Below are 23452 nucleotides of genomic sequence, written 5' to 3'. Positions count from 1 at the left end.
TCGCCACTAACGTTTCGGTTAGGGTTTCAAATTTTGTGGGTATGTCATCTAACTCGCGGGTTTGTGAAAAAAAGGGTTTTTACAGAGATAATTGGATAATTTACTTGTGAATTAATTAATTGTGAACTGTTTATTTTAAATTCGGCGCTTTCAGCGTTATCAGCATCTGAAATCAGTAAATTGATGTCAGCAGCCTCGATGCAATCTGTTATGTACTGTTCTGGGCTGTTATTGTTAAAAGCATTGCTTAACGGAACAATAATAGCACCCAGACGAATTACCCCTATCAACACCAGATATAATTCCAGGCTGCGAGTTATCTTAATGGCTACTTTATCTCCCTTTTTTATCTTCATTTTTTGTAAAACAAGTGCTATCTGGGTTGATTGCTCCCAAAGTTCACGATATGACAATGTTTCTGAGTTAAATATTAACGCAGTTTTATTTGGATATTTATTGACTATTTCACTCAGAACATTTGGTATAGTACGCAACTGTTCAGTCTGTTTTTTGATCATGCAGAAGGCCTCATCATATTTAATATAATTTAAAGTAATGAAGATATATTAAATAACTGTTTTAAGATATTTTGGAAAAATGATCTTGATCAATGTACGTTCATTTTTAATTTATTTCTGTTGCCTAATATGCTTTTGAAACAAAGTCTACAATGGAATCCTAAAATCAGTCAAATGATTTCCATAATGAAACCATATCATCATTATTTTGTTGTGGGTTATTATTTAAATCATTTAAAAACATAATCTTATGCTTATTATTGTCAATAACTTTACTTGAGTAGTTGACAAAGTGCAGGTGAGTTATGGATGATTAACGTCACACGTTCGATTTATCTATTGATATAAAATCGTATCTATTGTGATGTCAGAGTTTATCGTTTTTATTTAAATACAAGCTAAGGCTGTACTTATTTTACTCTTGCTTTCTTTAAAGAAAACGCCAGAACGCTGCTTTTATTATTAATAGATAATATGCTTTCGATTGTGAATTATTAATTTACCCTTCATTAGAAGTGGAGTATGAGTCAGATGGATACATTAGAAACTCTCAGTTCTCCGTGGCAACAACCGACCTGGAACAACCCGGAAACATTGTCCACCATAAAAAAAGAGTTATTGGGATTACCGCCATTAATTAATCATAAAAAATTGATACATTTTTATAAACAATTGGAAAAGGTTTGGTTACACAAAGCGGTAATAATTCAAATTGGTGATTGTGCTGAACGGATTATCGAATGTGATCAACAATCGGTTATTCCGAAAGTTGATTTTTTACATGACTTATCAGACATTTTTTCTACTTTGCTGAATAAGCCTGTGATCACAGTTGGCCGCATAGCGGGCCAATATGCAAAACCGCGTTCGAATGCAATTGAAAAATACCGGGATACGACGTTACCTGTATGGCGTGGTGACTGTGTAAATAGCCCGGAACCTGTTTCGGATGCCAGAATAAATGACCCTAAACGGATGTTAATCAGTTATCACGCAGCGTCACAAACCCTGTCTACGATTGATAATTACATCCGAAGTAGGCCAGATATGAATTTACAGGTCTGGACAAGCCATGAGGCCCTGTTGTTGGACTACGAATATTCTCAGTTGAGAACCACACCGGACGGGCGGCGATACCTTGGCAGCACCCATTGGCCCTGGATTGGTATTCGTACCCTTGATTTAAAGAGTCCTCACGTTGAGATGTTATCAAATATAGATAACCCGGTAGCATGTAAAATCAGCGATAAAGTCTCCCCTGATTTAATCACGGGATTATGCAAAAAACTCAACCCTCAAAAAATCCCCGGGCGACTGACATTTATCACCCGTTTTGGCCATAAACATATTCATAAACTCACTCCTCTCATTGATGCTGTACTGGAGACCGGTATCCCCGTGCTTTGGATGTGTGACCCCATGCATGGAAATACAACAAAAACAGCGAATGGAAATAAACAACGAATTTTTGAAGAGATGGTGGATGAAGTTACTCATTTTCAAATCCAGTTAGCCGAACGCCATGCTTGTTGTGCTGGCATTCATTTAGAAACGACGGCGGAAGATATCGCTGAGTGTTTTGGTTGCGGCTTCCATCCTAAAGAATCTGAATTATCAAACATTGTATGTGATCCACGATTGAACAAAAGACAGGCAATTGAACTTATTCAACAATGGGCAATTAATCAGGAGGCATTATGACTTTTGACAAAAAATATGTTGCAGTAATTACCGGCGCATGTGGTGGCATCGGTGAAGCCATCGCCAGACGATTGGCAATAAAAGGAATAACCTTAGCACTTATTGATAAACAGGCAGAGGCGTTACAACCTCTGGTGGACAAACTTCGCTATGAATATCCTCAATCTATTATCGGTTTTCCTGTGGACGTGACCGAACCTCAACAAGTTGACAGCGCATTTCTGGCCATTAGAAATCAACTCGGACCCATCGGCTATTTGGTGAATGGCGCGGGTGTATTACACCATGCTTCTGTTGAAAACACAGATATTGATGGATGGAACCGTAGCTTTGCTGTTAATGCGACGGGGGTATTCAACGTCAGCAAAGCCGCAGTCGGTTATATGAAGGAGCAGAAAAAAGGCAGCATCGTGACTGTTGCTTCAAATGCCGCACGAGTACCCCGGGCAATGATGGCCGCATATTGTGCCTCAAAAGCGGCTGCCCAAGCCTTTACATATGCACTTGGGTTAGAAGTGGCTCCATTTGGGATCCGGTGCAATGTTGTTGCTCCTGGTTCAACAGATACCCCCATGCTACGCAGTATGTGGGGAAATGAGGCTGATAAAAACCGCACATTGTACGGTAATCCAGAGCAATTTCGCATTGGTATCCCATTACACAAGATTGCTGCTCCAGACGAAATTGCCGCCGCGATTTGTTTCTATCTAAGTGAAGAATCCAGCCAAACGACATTGTCGACTTTGCTGGTCGATGGCGGTGCCGCATTAGGTAGCTGTTAATGCATAGCAAGCAAGAGATATAACATGGAAAAGATATTATCGTACCCATTGCCAGGCTATGTTGATTTACCCAAATCTACAGCAAATTGGCTCCCGGATCGTCATCGCACAGCTTTGTTGATCCATGACATGCAAAAATACTTTGTAAATTTTTTTGAAGCCGGAACAAGCCCGATAAAGGGTGTAATGAGCAACATCTGCATGCTATTGAGTGTGGCCAGAAATTTTAATATTCCTGTATTCTATACTGCCCAGCCCGGCAGTATGACCTCAGAACAACGTGGATTATTAAAAAATATATGGGGTGAAGGCATGCAAGCAACCGATGAACATCGGGACATTATTCCACTCCTGACACCCACTAAAGATGAAACCGTACTGACTAAGTGGCGTTACAGTGCATTTTTTAAATCTAATCTGCAACACCATTTAAGGGATTTGAAGCGCAATCAACTGATCATTTGTGGGGTCTATGCCCATATAGGATGTCTGACTACGGCTATTGATGCTTATTCACATGATATCGAAACCTTCTTTGTATCAGATGCTGTGGCTGATTTTTCAGCGGAAAAACACCATCTGGCGTTGAAGATGGCAGCGGAAATATGTGCCGTAGTGGCATCGACGGAACAAGTCATTGCAAATCTAAGAAAATAACATGTCAGGGAGACTAAAAAGCCTGACAAGACAAATTCTAAGGAGAAATGATGTTGTTGAAAGAATTACCACAGGGAGAGCGGCAATCAGAGGATGCGAAAAATCTCTTTAGCCACTTAGTGACGGCGGATAAACCTTTTGCATGTATTTATCGCCCATTATCCGATGCTAAGGACTCATTTTTATTACTTGAGGGGAAAATAGAATACAGCCATTCACTCTCAGCTCTAGAGCCAATTTCGTTGGAGCCTACGCTTTCATTGAAATCAGACCGTTTAGGCGTAGCAGATATAACATCGCCTGAAAAGCTGAATGTTTCTCAATTAATTATCATTCCATTCAATCAGATTGCCGAAAAAGGGTTTGCATGCCATAACGACAACGAACCTGTCATTATCATGAATATTGAAACAAAAGCCCGTTACCAAATAGATAACTGGGGATTTATTGAGAGTGGTAAGCCAATAAAAGCCGCTAATATACATTTCGATATCACAGACAAGGCTTATAGCCAGATGGTGGAACAGGTGATCAACGATGAGATTAGTGCCGGAGAAGGCAGTAATTTCGTTATATCGAGAAGTTTGGAAGGTGATATTGAAGACTTTGCATTGGAAGATGTACTCGCGCTATTTAATCAATTACTGATAAACGAATGTGGTTCTTATTGGACATGGGTTGTTTATACCGGTGACCGCTATTTTGTTGGTAGCAGCCCGGAGCAACATATTTTGGTGGATGGCAAAGAGGTTGCCATGAACCCAATAAGTGGCACGTTAAAATATCCAGAAAAAGGGGTAGAGCAGGCTTTATACCACTTCGTTAACGACAAAAAGGAACAGAATGAACTCTTCATGGTCGTTGATGAAGAACTGAAAATGATGAGCCGCATATGTGACAGTGATATTACGGTGAGCGGTCCTCAGTTAAAGATGATGTCCCGGGTTGCACATACGGAATATTTTATCCGTGGCTCAACATCACAGACAATTCAAACTATCCTGAAAGAGTCTTTGTTCGCCCCAACGGTTACCGGAAGCCCTGTGCAAAATGCGTCTCAGGTTATTAAACGCAGGGAAAATCGTGGTCGTGGTTATTACAGTGGTGTTGTCGGCATGATTGGTGTTAAGAATAATCAACGCTATCTGGATTCCGCTATATTAATCCGGGCGGCAGATATTACAAAAAAAGGGGCATTTCCGATTGACATCAGGGGCCACAATTGTTCGTGATTCAGCGCCGGAAAATGAAGCTGAAGAAACCAAAGCAAAATTGAGTGGTTTAATGCGTTCTTTTTTTGACGAGAAGAAAAATATTAATTCAACCAATAATACCCCATTATCTGAACATGTGTTGAGTAATATCACGGCAATATTGCAGCAGCGTAATCATAAAGTTTCTTCTTTCTGGTTAGGCGATGCTAAAAAAATAGTATTGGCGCCCAATTTTCTTCCCTCCATTACGCTTATTGATATGGAGGACTCATTTACTGAAATGATTGCCTATCAGTTACGTTATATCGGGCATGATGTAACGATCGTTTCATGGTCTGAGACGGGTGCGCATTTGCCGCAATTAATGAGTTCAGGTAAAACAGATATTCTGTTTATTGGCCCGGGACCAGGAGACCCGAATGCTGTCAGCCATGACAAGATGGCAACCGCACGGGCACTGATTGCAAATCGTCTAAAACAGAATTTACCACTAATTGGAACCTGCCTGGGGCATCAACTTATTTGTGCTGAATTTGGCTTGCCCATCAGACGGCTTCCAAAAACACGGCAAGGAACGCAATATAAAATAGCCATTGAGAATATAATCTGTCATATCGGGTTTTATAATAGTTTTGCCGCGATGCACAAATTACCGCATTGGTTTACGCCAAAATACAATCGATTGGTTTATCTTGAACGATTAGGTAAGCGTGAAATTATTGCATTGAAATCTAATAATGTGGCATCAATACAGTTTCATAACGAATCTTTTTTAACTACCGATGCATTTTCTATTTATAATTGGATGATTAATAATGCTATAGGTGATGCAGATAAAGTGTTATAAAATAACATATCGTAAGGCTTTGTTGGGACAATCTATGTAATATGCTAAAAAATACACTTGGTTGTCCCGCTTAATGAATGGAGTACTTTATTTTTTACCGGTTTTATTTAGCGACAATGCTGACGTAAATGATCAGCGGTCAATGAGTTACCCTCTTCAAACATCGCCTGTGGTGTACCGCTGAACATCACCTGACCACCATCAGTCCCTGCACCTTCGCCTAAATCAATAATCCAGTCTGCTTCTGCAATAACTTCTATATTGTGTTCAATGATCAAGACAGAATTTCCCTGCTCGACGAGGCGGCGAAACAACGTAACAAGAACCGCGACATCAGAAGGATGAAGACCGGTTGTCGGTTCATCAAAGACATACACATCACCTTTATTGTTAAGATAAGATGCCAGTTTCAGTCTTTGACATTCGCCACCAGACAGGTGATCAAGCGATTCACCGAGGCGCATATAACCCAACCCAACATCCTGAATGCGCATTAATGTTGGATGAATTTGACTGTCGCCTTCAAAAAAATGTGTTGCCTGAGTAATACTTAGGTTCATGAGTTCAACAATCGTTTTTCCTTTATATTTATAATCTAAGGCTCTTTTATTGAATTTTTGCCCCTGACAGGCTTCGCAAGGTAAGGATATCGAATCCATAAAAGCCAAATCGGTTTCAATCACGCCTAACCCTTTACACTCTGGACATCCGCCCTTAGCATTTGGAGAAAACCATGATTTATCCACATGATTAGCCAGCGCAAAGCGCTCTCGAATGTGTTCAAAAACCCCGCTCCACGATGCAATATGGGAGCGTTTCGAGGTATGAATGGGTTTTTGGTCGATAACAACAGCATTTGGACATTGAGGGACAACCTCTCCCATAATTAAGGAGCTTTTTCCAGAACCCGCCACGCCGCTGACAACAAGCATTATTCCCAGTGGGATCTCGATAGTGATCTCTTTAAGATTATGCAGTGTTGCGTTCCTGACAGAGATATAACCAAGCGGCTTTTTGGGATTTTGATTAAGGCGGGTTGTTTGAGACAGGTATTTTCCTGTTAATGTGTCAGAGGCACGTAACCCAGTCAGATCACCCTGATAAGTGATAGTTCCTCCGTTATCGCCTGCACAGGGACCTAAATCAATGACATGATCTGCGATTTTAATGACATCAGGGTCATGTTCAACCATCAAGATAGTGTTGCCCTTGTCACGTAATTGCTGGATCAGGGTATTAAGTTTAGTGATATCAGCCGGATGTAAGCCGGTACTGGGTTCATCAATGATATAAGTCATCCCGGTGAGGCTGCTGCCTAAGTGTCGCACCATTTTTAATCGTTGTGACTCTCCACCTGATAATGTTGGGGTCGGACGGTTAAGATTCAGATATCCCAGACCGACAGAGCACATGGATGCTAAACGTTCTTTTAAGGCACCAATGAGCGTACTCACGGAAGGATCAGCCAATGTAGCGATAAACTGGCCCAGCTCGATAATCGGCATATCGACACAATCACCGATACTTTTGCCTTGAATTAAGCATGACAGGATCTGTTTATTAAGCCTCTGTCCATGGCAGACAGGGCACTGTTTCATTGCAACAATGTTCCGAAATTCTTCACTTTTGTATTCTTTGTTATCTTTCACAAGATAACTGCGCGTGAATCTGGGAATGAGTCCTTCAAATCGGGCAGATTTAGGCCAGTCAGGGGATGGGGTCGCCGGCGCGATGTTATCCGCGTAAAGCAAAAGCTGGCGTTCTTCTGCCGAGTAATCAGCGATTTTCTTATTATTATCAAACAAACCAGAATGAGCATATCGGCGCCACCGCCAGGTTCCTGGCGCAAATGAGGAATATGCAATTGCCCCTTCATTCAGAGATTTGTCTTCATTCAGCAGTTTTTTTACATCTATCGTACTGGCAATGCCCAGCCCTTCACAATTGGGGCACATACCTGATGGGTGGTTGAAAGAGAAGACATTGGAATACCCGACAAAGGGCTTACCGATTCGGGAAAACAGAAGGCGCAACAAAGTGTAAATATCTGATGCTGTACCCACTGTCGAGCGTACATTTTCCCCAATCCGCTTTTGGTTAATGATAATTGCGGTGGTCAGGTTATTTATCTCATCGACATCAGGCTGGCCATAGTACGGTAACCGGTGCCGGATATAAGGCGGAAAAGTATCATTGAGTTGTCTTTGGGATTCCGCTGCGATTGTACCGAATACAAGGGAGCTTTTACCTGAACCAGAAACACCAGTGAATACAGTGATGACATTCTTAGGAATACGCAAATCAATGCCTTTAAGGTTATTTTGCCTCGCACCACGAATTTCAATAGTGTTTTGTTCATGACTTCTCATTTCATTTATCTCCTTTGCGCACCAATATCAGGGAAAACAGAGTGATAAGCCCACATCCGATTAATACGATAGATATAGGAAACAGAGACACCGATTGGCCAAGACCGGTTAAAAATGCCGTCAAAGAAGCCGTTCCAAACTGAAGAGCACCGAGGACAGCAGAGCCTGCCCCTCTTACATCAGGAACGGCGGTTAATGCCAGACTCGCGGCATTGCCAAAAATTAACGCCATTGTAAACATAAGCATCATGAAAATTGCTGTCGTTAACACAAACTGATAGAGGTTGAGATAATTTACAACCAAGAGCAGACACGCTAAGACGAAGGTGGTTACAACACCAATGATGACAAGCGATTTGGCACCGATCCGCCCAACCCACCGCGCACTCAGTATGCTGCTGAACATCATAATGCCGGCATTAATCGCAAACACAATGGAGAAAAATCCGGGGGTGAATTTGAACATAGACTGGTATATAAAAGGTGATGCTGAAATATAGGCAAACAGTGCCCCAAACGTGGCGGAGAAGATTAATGTATATCCCATATAGGTTCTGTTTTGGAACAGTTTTAAAAACGGCTTAGCCAAACTGCTTTTACTCTCGCCAGATTCTGATTTATCCGGCAAACTTTCCGGCACATAAACGAACGTTAAGAGGGTAATTATCAGAGAAATAAGCGCCATAAAGACAAACACAACCTGCCACGGGAAATAAGCAGCCACGCCTCCTATCAATGGAGCAACTATTGGTGCTGCACCTTGTATTGCCAGAATCAGGTTGAAATAGTAGGCGGCTTTGTTACCAAAACTGAGGTCGGAAACAATGGCGCGTGTCAGGACAATACCGGATGCGCCTCCGGCACCTTGAAAAAAGCGGCTAGTGATTAACATTTCAATGCTTGAAGAGAATGAACAGGCAATTGAGGCTACAGTCAGCAAAACCATGCCGCCGAGTAAAAGTTTTCTCCTGCCGATGGCATCCGACCAGGGACCAATGATTAATTGTCCAATAGCGAGACCAGCCATAAATGAGGTTAGACTTAATTGAACACCCGCCTGAGTCGTGAATAGTGCGTGTGATATGGCGGGAAATAAAGGAAGGTACATGTCGGTTGAAAGAGCGCCAATGGCACTCAACATTCCCAGAACCAGAACAAGTTTGAATGCCAGTTCACCTTTTTGGTTAGATGGGATAGTTTGATCTAAATAACTATTATTCAGTGTGTTTTCTGATTTTTTCACTGTTGTTCATCTCATATAATAAACAGATTATGAAGACTATAACACCATAGAAAATGATTTCAAAATGGAAATCATTATATTAATGTAGTTGACGGGTTTCATTCAGAATTGAATTCTGTTTAATTTTTTATTTGATGTGTTTTTGTAATAACTTAATGTTATATATTATATTTTATGATTTACAAATGCCGTTTATTTCGTGGCGTGAACATCTTATAAAGACTATAGCACTATGTGAAATAATTTCGTAATGGAAATTATTTTCTTATCCTATAAAGGTATTTGAGCAATCAATGCATTGAAGTTTTGCTGAAAAATTAACTAGAATTTCATGATCTCTTTCTGTATATTTATACAGTTGTTTGGCATGGGGGGATCAGATGCGCAAAATCATTCATATTGATATGGACTGCTTTTTTGCCGCCATTGAAATGCGGGATAATCCGTCACTTCGTCATGTCCCCATTGCTGTCGGGGGAAGTGCTGATCGCAGGGGCGTAATTAGTACGGCAAATTATCTTGCCCGCCGTTTTGGGGTGCATAGTGCGATGTCCACAGCGATGGCATTAAGACGTTGCCCGCAATTGAAAGTTATCCCCGGCAGGATGGCGCATTATAAAGAAGTATCCCGACATATCCGTCAAATTTTATCCCGTTACACGGAGTTGATCGAACCTCTTTCTTTAGATGAAGCTTATCTGGATGTGACAGATTGCCGTTATTGCCACGGCTCTGCCACGTTGATTGCCCAGGAAATCCGTCAGGCCATTTTTGATGAATTGCAGTTAACGGCCTCCGCCGGTGTGGCACCAGTGAGGTTTTTAGCCAAAATAGCCTCTGATATCAATAAACCCAATGGACAATATGTTATCTCTCCTGAACAGGTTGAAACTTTTGTTAACTCGCTGCCATTGCGCAAAATTTCCGGTGTCGGAAAGGTCACGGCTAAACGTTTGTCAGACCTGGGGTTGGAAACCTGCTCTGACGTGCAACGTTACGATAAGCTGGCACTCATAAAAAGCTTGGGTAAGTTCGGTTTGGCGCTCTGGCAGCGTTGCCACGGCATTGATGAACGGCAAATTACGCCAGAACGCTTGCGTAAATCCGTTGGGGTGGAGAAAACCTTAGCGCAGGATATCCATGAGTGGCATGAATGTGTTGAACTGATTGAAAAACTTTATCCTGAGTTGAAAAAACGGCTGGAAAAGGTAAAACCCGATCTCCATATTGCCCGTCAAGGTATTAAATTAAAGTTTGATGATTTTCAATTGACGACACAGGAACATGTCCATCCGGTATTGGATAAACGCGATTTGATTCAGGTAGCCAGACAGGTTTGGGAAACTCGCCGGGAAGGGCGAGGCGTCAGGTTAGTTGGGCTGCATGTGACATTACAAAACCCACAACTGGAGCGTCAGCTTTTATTGGCGTGGTGAGGTGCAAAGAACGAAGTCTCCCCTGCAAACAGAACAGATAGCAGGGGAGAACCAATATATTTTCTATTATTCTTTAACCGGAATAGCTTTCAGAATTGCAGTGAGTAACTGCCAATATTGACCAACACTCTTAATGTGAACTTTCTCGTCAGGGGAATGGGCACCCCGAATGGTTGGGCCGATAGAAACCATGTCCATATCAGGATACGGTTTTTTGAATAAGCCACACTCTAAACCCGCGTGGATCACCATGATATTCGGCGTTTTATCGAAGAGTTGATGATAAGTTTCACGGACTAAATGCATGATTGGCGAATTGGCGTCAGGTTGCCAGCCCGGATAGCTGCCACTTGCCACGGTTTCTGCTCCAGACAGTTTTGCCAGGGAATACAATATTTCAGTAACATAAACCTTGCCACTTTCGATCAGTGAACGAATCAGGCAGATTACCTCTGCTTTATCTTCGTCCATCGTTACAATGCCTACGTTCAGTGAGGTCTCTACAATACCTTTGGCGACATCACTCATACGAATAACGCCATTAGGCATGCTATTGAGCATGGATACCAGGCGAATCTGGCAATCTGTTGTTAGTGCCTGTGATGATGTTTCGGTTTCATCCAACAACAGGGTGAGGTTTTTTTTCAACGACAGCGTATTCATTTTTCAATGTTTCCAGATAGCTATCTCTCAATTGATAGAGTTTTTCAACTTTATCGGCGGGAACAGCCACCACGGTAGAACCTTCACGCGGAATGGCATTGCGCAGGGTTCCGCCTTGCAGATGTATTAATTTCAGCTCCAACTCATCGGAATACGCCGCCAGAAAACGCGCCAGTAATTTATTGGCGTTACCCAATCCCAGATGAATATCGCCACCAGAGTGACCACCTTTTAATCCTTTAATAGTCAGTTGCAGCGTTTTATAGTGAGTTGGCAGAGTTTCACGGGTCAGTGATAAAGTTGTGATGAAATCAATACCCCCCGCGCAACCCATGTAAATTTCGCCTTCTTCTTCTGAATCGGTATTGATCAGAATATCGGCTTGCAACCAGCCGGATTTCAGGCCAAATGCACCATCCATACCCGCTTCTTCGGTCATGGTCAGTAAGACCTCTAATGGACCGTGTTTAACGGACTCGTCCGCCAATACCGCCAGAGCAGAAGCCATGCCGATACCGTTATCCGCACCCAAAGTTGTACCATCAGCCGTCACCCAATCATCCTTGATATAAGGACGAATCGGATCTTGTGTGAAATCGTGTTGGGTATCGTTATTTTTCTGTGGAACCATATCAAGGTGTGCCTGAAGTACGACAGCTTGACGATTTTCCATTCCTTTTGAGGCGGGTTTTCGGATTAAAATATTGCCTGCTTCATCCCGTTCTACATGGAATCCTTTGTTTTTGGACCACTCAATGATATGGGCGGTGAGTGCTTCTTCATGATAGGAAGGGTGGGGGATGGAACAAATTTGGGCAAAAATATCCCATAATGGTTGCGGGGATAATGTTGATAATTCGGACACGGCGAATCTCCTATAATTGCATCTTAGTGAGAAGAAAAGAGTCATGTTTTGACACATCAGGGCGTTTTGTCATCGGCATTGACCTACTATCCATGCGAAATTTGAGAATATCATTTTATTGTCAGCAATGGGCAGTCAGAATGAGGGCTTACCCTGTTTTTACTGGTTTTTGTCGGTTCAAATCACTATAATCCCGCGCAACCTTTTTGCCGCAAAAAGCACTTTTCTGAAATATTCTTTAGTTTCCAGGATCTAATTTTATGAGTGAAAAATATGTTGTAACGTGGGATATGTTGCAAATACATGCCCGTCAATTGGCGCAACGTTTACTTCCCGTAGAACAGTGGAAAGGCATTATTGCCGTTAGCCGTGGTGGCCTTGTTCCGGGCGCGTTACTGGCTCGTGAATTGGGTATTCGCCATGTCGATACTGTCTGCATTTCCAGCTATGATCACAATAATCAGCGCGAGATGAACGTATTGAAAAGGGCGGAAGGTGATGGTGAAGGGTTCATTGTGGTTGATGATCTGGTTGATACCGGAGGAACTGCTCAGGCAATTCGTGAAATGTATCCGAAAGCGCATTTTGTAACGATTTTTGCCAAACCCGCCGGACGTCCTCTTGTGGATGATTATGTTGTTGATATTCCCCAAAATACATGGATTGAACAGCCATGGGATATGGGCGTCGTGTTCGTTCCGCCTATTTGTGAGAAACAGTAAGATTTTCTTTTGTCATGACGAAAAAAAACCTTTCAGAATCGTTGTTTAAGCCCCGGCTTAAACAACGTGAGACGTCTACACTGGTAAAATATATTCGCCCACAATCTGTAACTGCCAGTGCTGGTAAGTTGGGTGGGGAGCGCCGCGAGTGCTGGTATCGCATGATTAATTGGCTCGCTTGGATCTGGAGGGGAGTCAATCCGCTGGAAATTCAAGATGTTCTCAGCCGGATTGCGGTGACAGATGCCGAGCGCAGTAGTGAACATTTGTTGGATACTGTGGTCGGCTATCGTAAAGGAAACTGGGCATTTGAGTGGTCCCAGCAGGCAATGTACTGGCAACAGGAAGCATTGCATACTGAGGATACAGAAAAAGCCGGAGCATGTTGGTTAAAGGCTGCAACGCTATACAGTATTGCGGCTTATCCTCATTTGCGTGGTGATGAACTGGCCGATCAGGCCATTGTGATGGCTAATAAAGCCTATGAAAATGCCGCCCGTTTTTCTGATTATGAATTGAAAAAACTGGAATTCCGGCTGGAAGGGGGCAAAAGTGTGACTGGATTATTGCACTTTCCTGCCCATGTACCGGGACCTTATCCAACAATATTAGTTTGCGCCAGTCTGGATAATGTACAGAGTGATTGCTGGCGGTTATTCCGTGAATACTTCGCACCTCTTGGTTTTGCCATGTTAACGGTGGATATGCCTTCTGTGGGGTATTCCGCTAAATTCGCATTAACGCAGGATACATGTGCACTTCATCAACAAGTTTTACAACAGCTAAACAGCGTACCGTGGATTGATCATACCCGTGTCGGCGTATTTGGTTTTCGTTTTGGGGCAAATATCGCTGTCCGCCTTGCCTATCTGGAACCGAAACTGATTAAAGGCGTATCGGTAGTAGGTCCGATTGTCCATGAATTACTGCATGATGAAAAATTACAGCAGAAAATCCCGTCAATGTATATTGACGTGTTAGCCAGCCGCCTGGGAATTTATCATGTTGATGAAAAGAGATTGCGTTCAGAACTGGCTTGTTATTCTTTGAAAAAACAAGGTTTATTGGGCCGTCGTTGTTCTGTACCCATGTTTTCGGTGTATTGGGAAGATGATATTTTCAGCCCAAGAAAAGATTCGAAGTTAATTGCCCTGTCATCAATGGATGGCTCATTGCGGGCTATTCCTGCCACGTCAGTTTATAGTGGTTTTAATAAGGCATTACACGAAATAAGTGTATGGTTGAAAGATAAAATTTTATAAAACGAAATTTATTACTTGATATTTTTTAATCATTTGATACAAAGGTGTCCTGTATATAAGGAGACCTTTGTATGACTTTACCTGCAAGTTATTCTAAAAATAGGTTGTTGAAGCGTTTTTCTGCATTAGGGCCGTATGTACGTGAATTAAAATGCCAAAATGGTTATTTTTTCTTTGATTGTTTAGCCGTTTGTGTCGACGCAAAGGTGGCACCGGAAAAACGGGAATTTTGGGGATGGTGGTTAGAGCTGGAAGAGCAAAAGCAAGGTTTTATTTATCACTATCAAATAGGTTTATTTGATAAAAATGGTGAATGGCGCGCTATGAAGATCAAAAAAAAGGCCGATCTCGAACACCTTGAGTCAACTTTGCAAGTATTCCATAAACGTCTGGTTGATTCTTTTGACGTTCTTAAACTGACATTGATCCCATCTGCAAATACTGTCACTTTGCAAACGCAAGTGGTGGCATGATTTTGTTTTTTACCCGCTTTTATTAAATTTTGCGTTATGTCAGTTGGCATAACGCCTCTCTCCTGTTAAAACTGAACACTGTTTTTTCAAATTAACTGTAATGGCAGAAATATGATGAATGGCAGCCAAACATTGGTTGTGAAACTGGGGACGAGTGTATTGACTGGTGGCTCTCGTCGTTTGAATCGTGCCCATATTGTGGAACTGGTTCGCCAATGTGCGCAACAGCATGAAAAGGGTCATCGCATTATTATTGTGACTTCTGGTGCAATTGCTGCCGGGCGTGAGCATTTAGGATACCCTGATCTTCCGGCTACGATTGCTTCAAAACAGTTGCTGGCAGCCGTTGGGCAAAGTCGTCTGATCCAATTGTGGGAGCAGCTTTTTTCTATTTATGGTATTCACGTCGGGCAAATGTTACTGACCCGCGCAGATTTGGAAGATCGTGAACGCTTCCTGAATGCAAGGGATACCCTTCAGGCTTTGCTTGATAATCACATTGTTCCCATTATTAATGAAAATGACGCCGTTGCGACAGCAGAGATTAAAGTGGGTGACAATGATAATCTTTCTGCACTGGCTGCTATTTTGGGCAGTGCAGATAAATTGTTGCTTCTGACAGATATAGCAGGGCTTTATACCGCAGATCCGCGTAGTAACCCAGAGGCAAAATTGATCTCTGAAGTTCATGATATCAGTGATGAGCTGAAAATGATGGCCGGAGACAGTGTGTCGGGGTTAGGTACGGGAGGAATGGCAACAAAACTTCAGGCAGCAGGCGTGGCCGGACGGGCTGGAATTGATGTCATTATTGCCGCGGGTAACAGGCAGGATGTTATCGCTGATGTTATTGCCGGAAAACCGGTTGGAACCCGCTTTCATGGCCTGGCCAGCCCGATGGAAAACCGTAAACGTTGGATCTTTGGAGCACCTCCGGCAGGGGAAATTATTGTCGATCATGGAGCAGAAGAGGCAATTGTTGGAAAAGGTAGCTCGTTGTTACCAAAAGGAATTAAAAACGTTAAAGGTGATTTTTCCCGTGGTGAAGTTATTTGCGTCCGTAGCTTATCAGGCAAAGATTTGGCCCATGGTGTTTGTCGTTACAACAGTGATGCGTTACGTATGATTGCAGGCCATCATTCACAGCAAATTAGCCAGATACTGGGCTATGAATATGGTGCGGTTGCGGTGCATCGTGATGATTTGATCGTAATTTAATGAATTGATTGAGGGTTAAGGATTTCATCATGCTAGAGCAGATGGGAAAAGCCGCCAAAGCAGCATCGTGGCAGCTGGCGCAATTAAGTAGCAATCAGAAAAACCAGGCGCTGAATCACATTGCTGATTTGTTAGAGACAGAAATAGAAGTGATTCTTGCCGCTAACCAGCAAGACATGCTGCAAGCCCGCGAACAGGGGATGAGCGAGGCGCTGCTCGATCGGTTATTACTGACACCGGAACGGCTGAATACCATTGCCAATGATGTGCGACAGGTCTGCCGCTTGGCTGATCCTGTAGGGCAAATTATCGATGGGCAATTATTGGATAATGGATTGCAATTGAGCCGTCGCCGAGTTCCGTTGGGTGTGATTGGTGTGATTTATGAAGCTCGTCCCAATGTTACCATCGATGTGGCCTCTTTATGCCTGAAAACCGGTAATGCGGTGATACTGCGTGGTGGCAAAGAGACTCATCATACAAATCAAGCTATGGTTAAAGTTATCCAGCAGGCACTGGAACAAAGTGGGTTACCGGCAGCTGCGGTTCAGGCTATCAATAAACCCGATCGTGAATTGGTCGCTGAATTACTGAAAATGGATCGTTATGTTGATATGTTGATCCCCCGAGGTGGGGCTGGGTTACATAAATTGTGCCGGGAACAATCAACTATTCCCGTGATTACTGGCGGTATTGGGGTTTGTCATACATTTGTGGATGAAACCATCAATATTGCAAAAGCACTGGAAATCATTACTAATGCGAAAGTTCAGCGTCCGAGTGCCTGTAATTCACTGGAAACGTTGTTAGTGCATGAAAAGATAGCCGCCGATTTCTTGCCAGTTTTGAGTATCAGAATGAAAGAACAGGGGGTGACATTGCATGCGGGCAAATCAGCGATGGAATTGCTGAAAGATGGCCCTGCAACGGTTGTTGAAGTTGCAGAAGAAAATTACTGCGATGAATGGTTATCTTTAGATATGAATGTGGAGATTGTGAGTGACATCGATCGCGCTATTGAGCACATTCGTACTTATGGTACAGCTCACTCTGATGCGATCCTGACCGAATCTTTGCAGCAAGCTGATTACTTTGTGCGCCATGTGGATTCTGCCGCAGTATATGTGAATGCCAGTACGCGTTTTACAGATGGGGGGCAATTTGGTTTGGGAGCTGAAGTGGCGGTCAGTACTCAGAAATTACACTCCAGAGGTCCAATGGGGCTTGATGCACTGACAACGTATAAGTGGATTGGCTATGGTGATTATTTACCCCGTAGTTGATTATGTTCTGTTTTAGTTAGACTTTGTTGAACTATGTCAGGTCACACTTAATTTTAAGTGTGGCTTTTTGCCCCATTAAAAATATCTTTTTACACGAGTGTAAATATTTAGTTACTATACTTTGCACTCAGGCTTAATTTTAAAACTCTTTGGGAAAACAACGAAATGAAACAAACTCTATTCATCGTAGGTGCACGAGGTGCAGGGAAGACGACAATAGGTAAGTTGTTGTCTGAAGCGTTGTCGTATAAATTTGTTGACACTGATGAAAGTATTCAGGCTATTAGTAAAATGACGATAGCTGAACTTGTTGAACAATATAGCTGGGAACATTTCAGAAAATTAGAAAGCCAAACGTTACAAGCGGTTAGTCAAAGTGAGCGTGTCATTTCAACCGGCGGAGGAATGATATTGTCGTCTGAGAATCGCCAGTATATGCAACAAAATGGCATTGTGATTTATTTACAGGCATCCGCAGAAGTTTTGAGTAAACGGTTATCTCTTAATCCAGAAAATTCACAGCGCCCCAGCCTGACAGGGAAATCCATCATAGAAGAAATGGAAGAAATATTGGTTGAAAGGGAGCCATTATACCGGGCGTGTGCTAATTTCATTGTCGATGCTAATCTTGCAACAGAAGATATCGTATCTTGCGTTAAATCTTATGTTTTAAACCAGAAAAATAAACTAATTTGATATATTGAGGATGTTTGAGTTTATTTTCTAACAGAAAGGAAAATCTTATATAACAAATTGCTTGTACAACTTATAGTATCATTCTATTTACTCACTTTAATTTTATTAATTATATTTGAGATATGGATATGCTCTTAAATTTTATTCGGATACTTGTTCGTGTACTCTTCAGGGTTACAATCGAAGGTGATATCAAGCAGTTACAACACCCTAAATGCATTATTACTCCCAATCATGTTTCGTTTCTGGATGGCTTGTTAATTGGACTATTCCTGCCAATAAAGCCTGTATTTGCTGTTTATTCTAATATTGCAACCCACGGTTTTCTCAAATTTATCAAACCTTATGCGGATGTTGTGCCTCTGGATCCTACCAATCCAATGGCAGTCAGGACATTGGTCAAAGAAGTGGATAAAGGGCGCCCGCTTGTGATTTTCCCCGAAGGGAGGATCACCATAACCGGCTCCCTTATGAAAATTTATGATGGCGCCGCTTTTATTGCCGCGAAATCAGGCGCAAAAGTAGTAGCAATCCGAATTGATGGTGCAGAACAAACGATTTTTGCTCGGTTAAAAGGGATTATGAAATTGCACTGGTTCCCGAAAATCACCCTCAAGATTTTACCGGCCGTCGATCTGCCCATGCCAGATGCACCTGATTCAACAACACGTCGTCGTTTAGCAGGAGAACACCTCCATGCCATTATGATGGAAGTAAGAATGCAGACACGCCCAAAGGAGACGTTGTTCAGCGCTTATCTTACTGCGCAAAAACGCTTTGGCCGCTTTAAGCCCTGCATTGAAGATGTGAATTTTAAAGAAGATAGCTATCACTCATTGCTGAAAAAAAATATTGGCTATCAGCCGAATCTTAGAACGTTTTACACAAGAAGGTGAACGAATTGGCCTGCTGTTGCCAAATGCGACCGCAATGGCGGCTACCCTATATGGCGCTTCGTTAAAGGGACGAGTGCCGGCGCTTTTAAACTATACGGCAGGAAGCAGCGGCATTAAGAATGCTATGCAGGCTGCAACTATCAAAACCATCGTAACATCCCGCCAATTTCTGGAAAAAGGACAATTGACTCATCTGCCAGAACAGGTGACTGAAGCCAATTGGGTATATCTCGAAGATTTGAAAGAGACAATCACGCGGGAAGATAAGCTGTGGATATTGTGGCATTTAATTTTCCCTTCCAAAGCCATTTTGGTTGCGCAAAAGCCGGAGGATGATGCATTGATCCTGTTTACTTCAGGCTCAGAAGGTGCCCCAAAAGGTGTTGTCCACAGCCATACCAGCCTATTGGCGAATGTTGAGCAGATAAAAACAATTGCTGATTTTACTCCACGGGATCGCTTTATGTCCTCTTTGCCACTGTTTCATGCTTTTGGGCTGACAGTTGGCCTATTTACTCCATTAATGACAGGCAGTCGCGTATTCCTTTACCCAAGTCCGCTACATTATCGTGTTGTGCCTGAGCTGGTTTATGACTGTAATTGTACCGTTTTGTTCGGAACATCGACTTTTTTAGGCAATTATGCTCGTTTTGCCCATCCTTATGATTTTGCCCGTCTGCGCTATGTGGTGGCTGGCGCAGAAAAACTATCAGAAAACACCAAACGCGTTTGGCAGGATAAATTTGGTATCCGTATTCTGGAAGGTTATGGCGTGACAGAATGTGCACCGGTAGTGGCAATCAATGTACCGATGGCAGCAAAACCAGGAACTGTCGGGCGGATCTTGCCTGGCATGGAAGCGCGTTTGTTGCCGGTACAGGGCATTGAAGAAGGGGGGCGCTTGCAGCTACGTGGGCCAAATGTCATGAAAGGATATCTGCGGGTTGAAGCGCCTGATCGTTTGGAGCAACCATCTGCTGAAGACGAAGAAGGGAATAAACAAGTCGGCTGGTATGATACCGGCGATATCATTTCGATTGACAAAGAGGGTTTCTGTACGATCAAAGGACGTGTGAAACGCTTTGCCAAGCTTGCAGGGGAAATGGTTTCTCTCGAAGCGGTAGAACTAATAGCTTTTCACGTATCTACGGATGCGCTACATGCGGCTACAACCAGAAGTGATCGAAGCAAAGGCGAAGCACTAGTATTGTTCACAACAGATGTGAATCTAAATAGAAACAGAATGCTGGGAGTGGCACGTGAAATCGGGATGCCGGAGTTGTCGGTTCCACGAGATATTCGTTATATGAAGCAGCTTCCTTTGCTTGGCAGTGGCAAACCGGATTTTGTCACACTAAGAGAAATGGCTGAACAGGGGTAAAGAAATGGATGTTACTGTGGAAACTCAACCGCTGTTAACTCGCGGAATGAAAGCAGTATTGCTGTCACAATTTTTCTCTGCTTTTGCTGATAATGCACTGTTCTTTGCCATTCTGGCTCAATTAAAGGCGGAATTTTATCCCGAATGGAGTTGGCCAGTACTGCAAATTGTTTTTGTCCTGACTTATATCATACTTGCCCCTTTTGTGGGGCAAATTGCTGATCGGTTTTCAAAAGGGCGTGTCATGCTCTTCTCTAATGGCGTCAAATTGCTTGGGGCCATCAGCATCTGTATCGATATGAATCCTTTTCTGGGATATACCTTAGTAGGAATTGGGGCGGCGGCTTATTCCCCTGCTAAATATGGGATCTTGGGGGAGTTGACTGATGGTGGGCGTTTGGTAAAAGCCAATGGCATGATGGAAGCTTCTACCATCGCAGCTATTTTGATTGGTTCAGTTGCTGGCGGTTTCCTTTCTGATATCAGTCTGATATTGGCATTAGGGCTTTGTGCCTTATTGTATGGTGCGGCGGTCATATCTAATTTCTATATACCTCGTCTGGCGGCGGCTCGTGAAGGCAAGGGGTGGAATCCTAAAAAAATGTTGGTGGATTTCATCGCGGTTTGTACTTCACTTTGGCGTAATCAGGAAACACGTTTTTCGCTGGTAGGCACGAGCCTGTTTTGGGGGGCGGGTATCACACTGCGCTTCCTGTTGGTGGCATGGGTTCCTGTGGTACTGGGGATTGATGGTAATACGACTCCGACATTGATGAATGCAGTAGTTGCGATTGGTATCATTGTTGGAGCAGGTTTGGCGGCGCGGTTTATTACATTGAAAACTGTGCGTCGCTGTATGCCTGCGGGGGTCTTAATCGGGTTCATGGTCATTCTTTTTGCTACTCAGCAATCAATAGTATTTTCCTACTTAATTTTGATCGTCCTTGGGGTATTTGGTGGGCTTTTTATCGTTCCATTAAATGCGCTATTGCAAGAACATGGAAAGCATTCAATGGGAGCAGGTAAAGCTGTTGCTGTGCAAAATCTGGGCGAAAATAGTGCTATGCTGGTAATGCTGGGGCTTTATTCGGTTTCCATCATATTGGGAGCTTCGGTCGTTGCGGTTGGCATTGGCTTTGGTATTTTGCTTTCTTTGGCAATTGGGGGGCTATGGATTTGGGATCTGCTTCGGAAAAATTAATTTCTTATAGAGTTGAAGGCCTGTTATGGATGAAAAAATTCTCAACCAGCTTAGTATTGAACTCGGAAAGAGATTAAAACAGAGAAAATTATCCGTGACCTGTGCAGAATCTTGCACAGGAGGTTGGATAGCTAAAGTGATCACAGATATTACGGGAAGTTCGGCCTATTTTAATCGTGGTTTTGTGACTTACAGTAATGACGCTAAACATGAAATGCTGGGGGTTTTACCAGAGTCATTAGCGCAATTTGGTGCAGTAAGTGAGCAGGTTGTAAAAGAGATGGCAGCAGGAGCATTAACTGTCGCTAAGGCCGATATTTCTGTTGCTGTCAGTGGTATTGCTGGTCCTGCGGGAGGGAGTGAAGAAAAACCAACCGGCACAGTTTGGTTTGGGTTTGCCTTTTATGTTGATAAAAACATCCAGACTGTAACTTATCGCCAGCATTTTTCAGGTGATCGTAATGCCGTGCGTCTACAGGCCGTCATTTTTTCTTTAAAAACCTTATTGGAAGAAATTGTAAAAAATTAGCTTGATACTGTATGATTATACAGTATAATCATACGGCACTTTGGTATCAAAAACAGTTTATCAGCAGTGAGGCAGCCCCTTCATTGCTTGCGAAGGAGTAAATATGGCTAACGATGAAAACAAACAAAAAGCACTAGCAGCAGCGCTGGGCCAAATTGAGAAACAATTTGGTAAAGGTTCCATCATGCGTTTGGGTGAAAATCGCTCAATGGATGTTGAAACCATCTCTACCGGTTCCCTGTCACTGGATATTGCATTGGGTGCAGGTGGTTTGCCAATGGGGCGTATTGTTGAAATATACGGGCCAGAATCTTCCGGTAAAACAACGCTGACACTGCAAGTTATTGCCGCTGCCCAGCGTGAAGGCAGAACTTGTGCTTTTATTGATGCCGAACATGCTCTTGATCCAGTTTATGCGAAAAAACTGGGCGTAGATATTGATAATCTGTTGTGTTCTCAGCCTGATACGGGTGAACAGGCATTGGAAATCTGTGATGCCTTATCACGTTCTGGTGCTGTTGATGTGATTATTGTTGACTCTGTTGCCGCATTAACACCGAAAGCAGAAATTGAAGGTGAAATTGGCGATTCTCATATGGGCCTGGCGGCACGTATGATGAGCCAGGCTATGCGTAAATTGGCGGGGAATTTGAAAAATTCAAATACCCTGTTGATCTTTATCAACCAGATCCGCATGAAAATTGGCGTCATGTTTGGCAACCCTGAAACGACTACTGGTGGTAATGCATTGAAATTCTATGCATCTGTCCGTTTGGATATCCGCCGTACTGGTTCAGTGAAAAATGGCGACGAAGTGGTGGGTAGCGAAACGCGTGTGAAAGTGGTCAAGAACAAAGTTGCTGCACCATTTAAACAAGCCGAATTCCAAATTCTCTATGGTGAAGGTATTAATACTTTTGGTGAATTAATCGACCTGGGTGTTAAACACAAAATGGTGGAAAAAGCAGGTGCATGGTATAGCTACAATGGCGATAAAATTGGACAAGGTAAAGCTAATGCCACCATCTATTTGAAAGAACATCTAGAAATTGCATCCGAGTTAGATAAGAAACTGCGTGATTTACTGTTGAATAATACAGGCGGGTTCAGCAGTGCTGCCACGGATTATGTGACAGATTCTGAAGAAAATGGCGAAGAAGTGAATCCCGAAGAGTTTTAATGACTTTTCGTTATTAATTTAACTTCCTTATTTTGGTCATAATATAGAACTGACTTAGCTTTTAAAAACCACAACCATATCGGGTGTGGTTTTTGCTTTTATGTCTGTTATGTCTGTTTTTATAGAGGAAATAAACATCCTTGAAATAGGCGTATTGAAACAGGTATAACGAACAGACTTTCAGAAAATTCCCAGACGAATTACAATGCGGGAAAGCGAATGGATTTATATGGGATTTTACTTCTTATGGAAGACACTCTATCTTAACCCTACTTTAATTTATTCGTGAGTTGAAATGGTGATGCGATATACCATC

Annotated in this window: 18 protein-coding genes and 2 pseudogenes; 16 read left to right on the top strand and 4 right to left on the bottom strand. The window is 42.8% G+C overall.

Annotated features, from left to right (window positions below):
* Positions 1-44: 44 nt before the first annotated feature.
* Positions 45-518: an AMP-binding protein gene (locus tag PXH59_RS09540; protein ID WP_285811460.1), complete on the bottom strand. Its 474-nt coding sequence runs from the start codon at positions 516-518 to the stop codon at positions 45-47.
* Between the two features lie 531 nt (positions 519-1049).
* On the opposite strand from PXH59_RS09540, the gene PXH59_RS09535 reads away from it, so the two are divergent.
* From PXH59_RS09535 to PXH59_RS09515, 5 genes are read left to right on the top strand one after another with little or no spacing between them, the layout of a single operon-like run.
* Positions 1050-2219 carry a 3-deoxy-7-phosphoheptulonate synthase gene (locus tag PXH59_RS09535; RefSeq protein WP_285811459.1) on the top strand — a complete coding sequence of 390 codons (1170 nt, stop codon included), beginning with the start codon at positions 1050-1052 and terminating at the stop codon, positions 2217-2219.
* On the top strand, positions 2216-3001 hold the full coding sequence (locus PXH59_RS09530) for a 2,3-dihydro-2,3-dihydroxybenzoate dehydrogenase (RefSeq protein WP_047770428.1): 786 nt from the start codon (positions 2216-2218) through the stop codon (positions 2999-3001). Before PXH59_RS09535 ends, PXH59_RS09530 begins: the two co-directional genes overlap by 4 nt.
* Positions 3002-3025: 24 nt before the next feature.
* Positions 3026-3658, top strand: coding sequence for an isochorismatase family protein (locus PXH59_RS09525; protein ID WP_047770430.1), 633 nt, complete (start codon positions 3026-3028; stop codon positions 3656-3658).
* Positions 3659-3708: 50 nt separating this feature from the next.
* A complete protein-coding gene (locus tag PXH59_RS09520; protein ID WP_285811455.1) occupies positions 3709-4890 on the top strand; it encodes a chorismate-binding protein in 1182 nt (393 codons plus the stop codon).
* A complete protein-coding gene (locus PXH59_RS09515; protein ID WP_285811453.1) occupies positions 4862-5719 on the top strand; it encodes an aminodeoxychorismate/anthranilate synthase component II in 858 nt (285 codons plus the stop codon). The genes PXH59_RS09520 and PXH59_RS09515 overlap by 29 nt, the downstream gene beginning before the upstream one ends.
* 107 nt (positions 5720-5826) lie before the next feature.
* On the opposite strand, the gene PXH59_RS09510 is transcribed toward PXH59_RS09515, so the two are convergent.
* Positions 5827-8088 carry an ATP-binding cassette domain-containing protein gene (locus PXH59_RS09510; RefSeq protein ID WP_285811452.1) on the bottom strand — a complete coding sequence of 754 codons (2262 nt, stop codon included), beginning with the start codon at positions 8086-8088 and terminating at the stop codon, positions 5827-5829.
* 1 nt (position 8089) lies between these two features.
* Entirely contained in the window at positions 8090-9331 is a 1242-nt protein-coding gene (locus PXH59_RS09505; protein ID WP_047770434.1) for a multidrug effflux MFS transporter, read from the bottom strand.
* A 380-nt stretch (positions 9332-9711) separates the two neighbouring features.
* Here PXH59_RS09505 and dinB point away from each other — a divergent pair, with 380 nt between their 5' ends.
* Positions 9712-10767, top strand: a complete 1056-nt coding sequence (gene dinB, locus PXH59_RS09500) for a DNA polymerase IV (protein WP_285811450.1) — start codon at positions 9712-9714, stop codon at positions 10765-10767.
* A 66-nt stretch (positions 10768-10833) separates the two neighbouring features.
* On the opposite strand, the pseudogene pepD reads toward dinB, so the two are convergent.
* Positions 10834-12295 (bottom strand): annotated as a pseudogene (pepD, locus tag PXH59_RS09495) (beta-Ala-His dipeptidase).
* A 260-nt stretch (positions 12296-12555) separates the two neighbouring features.
* Between pepD and gpt the strand changes: the two are divergent.
* The 10 genes and pseudogenes from gpt (at position 12556) to recA (ending at position 23136) form a co-directional block, all read left to right on the top strand.
* A complete protein-coding gene (gene gpt / locus PXH59_RS09490) occupies positions 12556-13017 on the top strand; it encodes a xanthine phosphoribosyltransferase (RefSeq protein WP_047770442.1) in 462 nt (153 codons plus the stop codon).
* A gap of 14 nt (positions 13018-13031) precedes the next feature.
* Positions 13032-14279: an esterase FrsA gene (gene frsA, locus PXH59_RS09485; protein WP_285811449.1), complete on the top strand. Its 1248-nt coding sequence runs from the start codon at positions 13032-13034 to the stop codon at positions 14277-14279.
* Positions 14280-14350: 71 nt separating this feature from the next.
* Entirely contained in the window at positions 14351-14752 is a 402-nt protein-coding gene (gene crl, locus PXH59_RS09480; protein WP_285811447.1) for a sigma factor-binding protein Crl, read from the top strand.
* Between the two features lie 114 nt (positions 14753-14866).
* Positions 14867-15970 (top strand): glutamate 5-kinase, encoded by a 1104-nt coding sequence (gene proB / locus PXH59_RS09475; RefSeq protein ID WP_047770465.1) that lies wholly within the window; start codon positions 14867-14869, stop codon positions 15968-15970.
* A gap of 29 nt (positions 15971-15999) precedes the next feature.
* On the top strand, positions 16000-17253 hold the full coding sequence (proA, locus tag PXH59_RS09470; protein WP_285811445.1) for a glutamate-5-semialdehyde dehydrogenase: 1254 nt from the start codon (positions 16000-16002) through the stop codon (positions 17251-17253).
* A gap of 165 nt (positions 17254-17418) precedes the next feature.
* Positions 17419-17949: a shikimate kinase AroL gene (gene aroL, locus PXH59_RS09465; protein ID WP_285811444.1), complete on the top strand. Its 531-nt coding sequence runs from the start codon at positions 17419-17421 to the stop codon at positions 17947-17949.
* A gap of 128 nt (positions 17950-18077) precedes the next feature.
* Positions 18078-20226: pseudogene (aas, locus tag PXH59_RS09460) on the top strand (bifunctional acyl-ACP--phospholipid O-acyltransferase/long-chain-fatty-acid--ACP ligase).
* 4 nt (positions 20227-20230) lie between these two features.
* A complete protein-coding gene (gene lplT, locus PXH59_RS09455; RefSeq protein WP_285811441.1) occupies positions 20231-21427 on the top strand; it encodes a lysophospholipid transporter LplT in 1197 nt (398 codons plus the stop codon).
* 25 nt (positions 21428-21452) lie between these two features.
* Positions 21453-21956 (top strand): nicotinamide-nucleotide amidase, encoded by a 504-nt coding sequence (gene pncC / locus PXH59_RS09450; RefSeq protein WP_285811440.1) that lies wholly within the window; start codon positions 21453-21455, stop codon positions 21954-21956.
* Positions 21957-22059: 103 nt separating this feature from the next.
* Positions 22060-23136: a recombinase RecA gene (recA, locus tag PXH59_RS09445; protein WP_047770457.1), complete on the top strand. Its 1077-nt coding sequence runs from the start codon at positions 22060-22062 to the stop codon at positions 23134-23136.
* Positions 23137-23452: the final 316 nt, after the last annotated feature.

The organism is Xenorhabdus bakwenae, assembly GCF_030272115.1.
Classification (GTDB): domain Bacteria; phylum Pseudomonadota; class Gammaproteobacteria; order Enterobacterales; family Enterobacteriaceae; genus Xenorhabdus; species Xenorhabdus bakwenae.
This window is presented reverse-complemented; position numbering and strand designations above follow the sequence as displayed.

Coding starts and splice junctions, on each gene's coding strand:
- PXH59_RS09540 (WP_285811460.1), bottom strand. CDS start 518: ATGATCAAAAAACAGACTGAACAGTTGCGTACTATACCAAATGTTCTG.
- PXH59_RS09535 (WP_285811459.1), top strand. CDS start 1,050: ATGGATACATTAGAAACTCTCAGTTCTCCGTGGCAACAACCGACCTGG.
- PXH59_RS09530 (WP_047770428.1), top strand. CDS start 2,216: ATGACTTTTGACAAAAAATATGTTGCAGTAATTACCGGCGCATGTGGT.
- PXH59_RS09525 (WP_047770430.1), top strand. CDS start 3,026: ATGGAAAAGATATTATCGTACCCATTGCCAGGCTATGTTGATTTACCC.
- PXH59_RS09520 (WP_285811455.1), top strand. CDS start 3,709: ATGTTGTTGAAAGAATTACCACAGGGAGAGCGGCAATCAGAGGATGCG.
- PXH59_RS09510 (WP_285811452.1), bottom strand. CDS start 8,088: ATGAGAAGTCATGAACAAAACACTATTGAAATTCGTGGTGCGAGGCAA.
- dinB (WP_285811450.1), top strand. CDS start 9,712: ATGCGCAAAATCATTCATATTGATATGGACTGCTTTTTTGCCGCCATT.
- gpt (WP_047770442.1), top strand. CDS start 12,556: ATGAGTGAAAAATATGTTGTAACGTGGGATATGTTGCAAATACATGCC.
- frsA (WP_285811449.1), top strand. CDS start 13,032: ATGACGAAAAAAAACCTTTCAGAATCGTTGTTTAAGCCCCGGCTTAAA.
- crl (WP_285811447.1), top strand. CDS start 14,351: ATGACTTTACCTGCAAGTTATTCTAAAAATAGGTTGTTGAAGCGTTTT.
- proB (WP_047770465.1), top strand. CDS start 14,867: ATGAATGGCAGCCAAACATTGGTTGTGAAACTGGGGACGAGTGTATTG.
- proA (WP_285811445.1), top strand. CDS start 16,000: ATGCTAGAGCAGATGGGAAAAGCCGCCAAAGCAGCATCGTGGCAGCTG.
- aroL (WP_285811444.1), top strand. CDS start 17,419: ATGAAACAAACTCTATTCATCGTAGGTGCACGAGGTGCAGGGAAGACG.
- lplT (WP_285811441.1), top strand. CDS start 20,231: ATGGATGTTACTGTGGAAACTCAACCGCTGTTAACTCGCGGAATGAAA.
- pncC (WP_285811440.1), top strand. CDS start 21,453: ATGGATGAAAAAATTCTCAACCAGCTTAGTATTGAACTCGGAAAGAGA.
- recA (WP_047770457.1), top strand. CDS start 22,060: ATGGCTAACGATGAAAACAAACAAAAAGCACTAGCAGCAGCGCTGGGC.